Genomic DNA, 3524 nt, shown 5'->3' with positions numbered 1-3524 from the left:
GGTGAGCTGGTGGTACATGAGGGATCTTCTCTTGCCGGAGTGATCGCCTTCAGTCTGCCAGCTCACCGCCTCCTTCTCAGGCGTCGCAGGTGTTGCACTTACTTTGTTAACTTGCGCGGGCTAACAATTCGTTCAAGCCGAGTCCGCTTCGCGGCCTCGGCGCTGGCGCTATGATCGTCCCATCGCCGCGGCCGCTACGCTGCCCGGCTTAACTCAGGTGTTAGCTGGATCAATGACTGACTTCGATCACTCCAACCTGCCAAGAGCCTTGCTGCAGGGGTCATGCTCAGGCGTGTACTTCCTCTACGACAACGATGAGCTTGTCTATATTGGCCAGGGATGGAACTGCTTGCTGCGGATCGCGGAACACACGCGCAAGGACTCTGACAAGGTCTTTACTCATTGGTCTTTCCATCCTGTCGTTGATGAGACTGAGCGCAAAGCGCTTGAGAAAGAACTCCGTGCAAAGTTCAAACCAAAATTCAACCGTATTTGACTCAGCGGTTGAATTTGCAAGAAAGGCATCTATCTCCTTACTCGCTCTCGCCACAGCGGGACTCATGCTCGTATTCACAGTTGCCGCCGCTTTCGTTACCGCGACCGCTAAAGTGCTCTTTGGGCGTAGCAAGAGATCCAGCTAACAATTCGTTCAAGCCGAGCCCGCTTCGCGGTCTCGGCGCTGGCGCTAGGATTGTCCCAACGCCGCGCCCGCTCAGCGTGCCGGCTTAACTCAGGTGTTAGGTTGCTCCACCCACCAATGGAGGATGTGTATGAAAAGGAACTCGTTGATCTTCATCGTCGCTCTCGCAGGTGCAGCACTGCTCTCTTCCTGCGCTTCCACGAAATCGGAGATCGCAAAGCAAGACTCCCGAGGCAACCTAGAGGAAAGCCAGCGCTTGGCTGAGCAAGAGCGGGCTGACTCTCTTCGTCGCCAACAGCAAGTAGCCCTTCAGCAGGCTCACAAGGAAAATCTGCTGAGGCAGAACGCCATTCGGACAGGTAAGACCGGCGGAAACTGATTCAACTGCTCGCCAGAGCAACCTAACAATTCGTTCAAGCCGAGTCCGCTTCGCGGCCTCGGCGCTGGCGCTCAAGATTGAACCATCGCCGCGGCCGCTGCGCTGCCCGGCTTAACTCAGGTGTTAGATTGCAAAGGGCAAAGCCATGTCGCATCCGAATGATCGTCCCCTGCCAGATTCGGCAAAGAGCTGCCCAAAGTGTGGCGCTTACGGCAAGGAACAAGGCGAGTTTCGTGCAGCTGGTGGCTTCTGGTCGTCGTTCTTCGACTACAGCAACAAGCGCTTTCGCTACTTGTCTTGCAAGAAGTGCGGCTACACCGAGTTCTACAACTCATCCATCTCCGGAACTTCCAAGTTCTTTGATTTCTTGGCCGGCGGTTGAAGCAGCAATCTAACAATTCGTTCAAGCCGAGTCCGCTTCGCGGCCTCGGCGCCGGTTGCTGCGATTGAACCAACGCCGCGGCCGCTCATCGGCCCGGCTTAACTCAGGTGTTAGCGCGCAGAAGAAGCAGATTTCAGCAAAGAGCTTCTTGGACAAACGCCACAAGAGCTTCTCTGATCCACTCTCGCCCGCGCTCCGGCATATCTCGGACCTGATACACCTCCGCGCGGTGTCAGATCTCTTAGCTCCTGGCAATCTTTCACACCCTCGGCATCGGGCAAACAGCCAGCTTCAGCGCGCTAACAATTCATTCAAGCCGACGCCGCTTCGCGGCGTCGTGGTAACGTCCTCGCATCCGTCCGTTCCAGCTTCGGCTACCCTGCCGCAGCGGCGCGGCTTAATTCAGGCGTTAGAGGGCGCTATGCCAACAAAGCCGCTGGATCGACTCATGTTCGCCCAAGGCGGCCTGTGCTTCTTCTGCTCTGCCCCGCTTCCAAAATCTGAAGCGAGCGTCGAACACCTAGTAGCGAGCTCGCGGGCCGGGAGCAACAGCGATGACAACTGCGTTGCATGCTGCAAGGCTATGAACGGCCTGCTCGGAAGCATGTCCCTTAAAGAGAAGATCAAGGTAGTCCTGAACCAGAAAGGGCAGTTCAAGTGCCCAAATGGAATCGGCAATCCCCCGACAAAGCAGGTTGCAAAACAACCAGGCAAGGTCAAGGTGATCGTGGAGCCGGCAGCTACCACTGCACCTCAAGCTTCACCTGGGCAAGCCAACCCGAATGAGGTCTCACCCGAGAAGATCATTAAGGTCATTGAGAACCTGAAGTCGCGTGGCAATGCCCGACCCAAGCACCTCTCATCGCTCAAAGCCACGCTGCGGGCACTCGCTAGTCTTAAGCTAACGCTGCCGCAGGTTGTGTATGTTCTTGAGCAACTACAGGCAGGCGGCAAGATCTCGATTGATTCGAGCGAGATTGTCACCTACAAGCTCTAATCGGGCGCCCTCTAACAATTCGTTCAAGCCGAGACCGCTTCGCGGCTCGGCTTGTGCGCTATCGTGTAGCACACCGCCGGCCGCTCGCGGTCCGGCTTAACTCAGGCGTTAGGCCCCGCAAATGACGACCATTGGCAACTCCAGTAGGAAATGTCGCCGGTGCGGTCGCCCAGTGGAGATCTACGCCGCGGACTACGACACGTTTGAGGGAATGCACTGGTTGTGCTTCCATCTTGAGTTCGAGCACCAAGGTGATCCAGATGGGCCTTGCCAGGATATTGGCTGTCCTTGGAACCTGATCAAGCTCTACGGTGACAAGTTGGTAGAACTTGGGCTATCGCCGAGAAAAGTCATTGAAGCGCACATTGAAGGTCTACCCTACCCGCCTAGCAGCGGGGCCTAACAATTCGTTCAAGCCGAGCCCGCTTCGCGGTCTCGGCGCTGGCGCTAAGATTGTCCCAACGCCGCGCCCGCTCAGCGTGCCGGCTTAACTCAGGTGTTAGGCAGCAATGATGGATTCTCGCAAGCTAGCCTTAATTGCCCTCGCTTCGCTCTCCGCAGGATGCGCATCAGTTCGGGAAAAACCGGACCAAATGTGCAATGAGATCGCGCGCTTTGCTAATGCCACGCCTTTGGGTCAGAGCCAGTCAGTGGTGCTAATAACCGATTGGGGCAGCCGTTTCGCCGAGAACAAAGACTCAATCTTCACCAAAGATTGCGCCCATGGCGGATACGCGCCTGGCGTGGAATTCTGCAAGTACCTGATGTCCAACACGTCCACTGAGTTCGCCACCGTCAACTACGGCCGGGTGACCGCTTGCGTATGGCCAGGTACCAAGGGCGGACCCTATGACACAGACACTGAGCACATCAACATCAAAGCCTCGTCCAACGAGGCGTTAGGCGTCAATGAGGACGTTGAGATAACCGTCGAGTTCTCCATGGGTTCGGGCAACGCTGCGCCCACTCTCAAGATATCGGCGGAGCGAAATGGGCAGTAGCTTGCTGGGTGAATTAACACTCCAAGTGCAACACCCCTGAGAGTTGTTGCATGCGCTGGATCGGCGTCTGGAAGCCATAGCGTTTTCTCGGTCGTGAGTTGAGTTTAGCGGCCACTTGGTCGCAA

5 protein-coding genes and 1 pseudogene are annotated in these 3524 nt (G+C 56.5%); 5 read left to right on the top strand and 1 reads right to left on the bottom strand.

The window, feature by feature from the left end:
* Positions 1-232 precede the first annotated feature (232 nt).
* The 5 genes from ON759_RS13835 to ON759_RS13815 all read left to right on the top strand — a co-directional run bounded on the left by ON759_RS13835 (position 233) and on the right by ON759_RS13815 (position 3399).
* A complete protein-coding gene (locus ON759_RS13835; protein ID WP_271680977.1) occupies positions 233-496 on the top strand; it encodes a GIY-YIG nuclease family protein in 264 nt (87 codons plus the stop codon).
* Between the two features lie 274 nt (positions 497-770).
* The gene (locus ON759_RS13830; RefSeq protein ID WP_271680976.1) at positions 771-1019 is read left to right on the top strand and encodes a hypothetical protein; all 249 of its coding nucleotides are present in this window, start codon (positions 771-773) and stop codon (positions 1017-1019) included.
* A gap of 145 nt (positions 1020-1164) precedes the next feature.
* Positions 1165-1401 carry a zinc ribbon domain-containing protein gene (locus ON759_RS13825; RefSeq protein WP_271680964.1) on the top strand — a complete coding sequence of 79 codons (237 nt, stop codon included), beginning with the start codon at positions 1165-1167 and terminating at the stop codon, positions 1399-1401.
* Positions 1402-1849: 448 nt separating this feature from the next.
* On the top strand, positions 1850-2398 hold the full coding sequence (locus ON759_RS13820; protein ID WP_271680975.1) for an HNH endonuclease: 549 nt from the start codon (positions 1850-1852) through the stop codon (positions 2396-2398).
* A 512-nt stretch (positions 2399-2910) separates the two neighbouring features.
* Positions 2911-3399: a hypothetical protein gene (locus ON759_RS13815; RefSeq protein WP_271680974.1), complete on the top strand. Its 489-nt coding sequence runs from the start codon at positions 2911-2913 to the stop codon at positions 3397-3399.
* Between the two features lie 13 nt (positions 3400-3412).
* On the opposite strand, the pseudogene ON759_RS14045 reads toward ON759_RS13815, so the two are convergent.
* Positions 3413-3524: pseudogene (locus ON759_RS14045) on the bottom strand (IS30 family transposase); the annotation flags it as partial.

The organism is Thermomonas mangrovi (assembly GCF_028201335.1).
Lineage (GTDB): Bacteria > Pseudomonadota > Gammaproteobacteria > Xanthomonadales > Xanthomonadaceae > Thermomonas > Thermomonas mangrovi.
The sequence above is the reverse complement of the archived record's forward strand: the minus strand, read 5'-3'. Positions and strand labels throughout refer to the sequence as shown.

Coding starts and splice junctions, on each gene's coding strand:
- ON759_RS13835 (WP_271680977.1), top strand. CDS start 233: ATGACTGACTTCGATCACTCCAACCTGCCAAGAGCCTTGCTGCAGGGG.
- ON759_RS13830 (WP_271680976.1), top strand. CDS start 771: ATGAAAAGGAACTCGTTGATCTTCATCGTCGCTCTCGCAGGTGCAGCA.
- ON759_RS13825 (WP_271680964.1), top strand. CDS start 1,165: ATGTCGCATCCGAATGATCGTCCCCTGCCAGATTCGGCAAAGAGCTGC.
- ON759_RS13820 (WP_271680975.1), top strand. CDS start 1,850: ATGTTCGCCCAAGGCGGCCTGTGCTTCTTCTGCTCTGCCCCGCTTCCA.
- ON759_RS13815 (WP_271680974.1), top strand. CDS start 2,911: ATGGATTCTCGCAAGCTAGCCTTAATTGCCCTCGCTTCGCTCTCCGCA.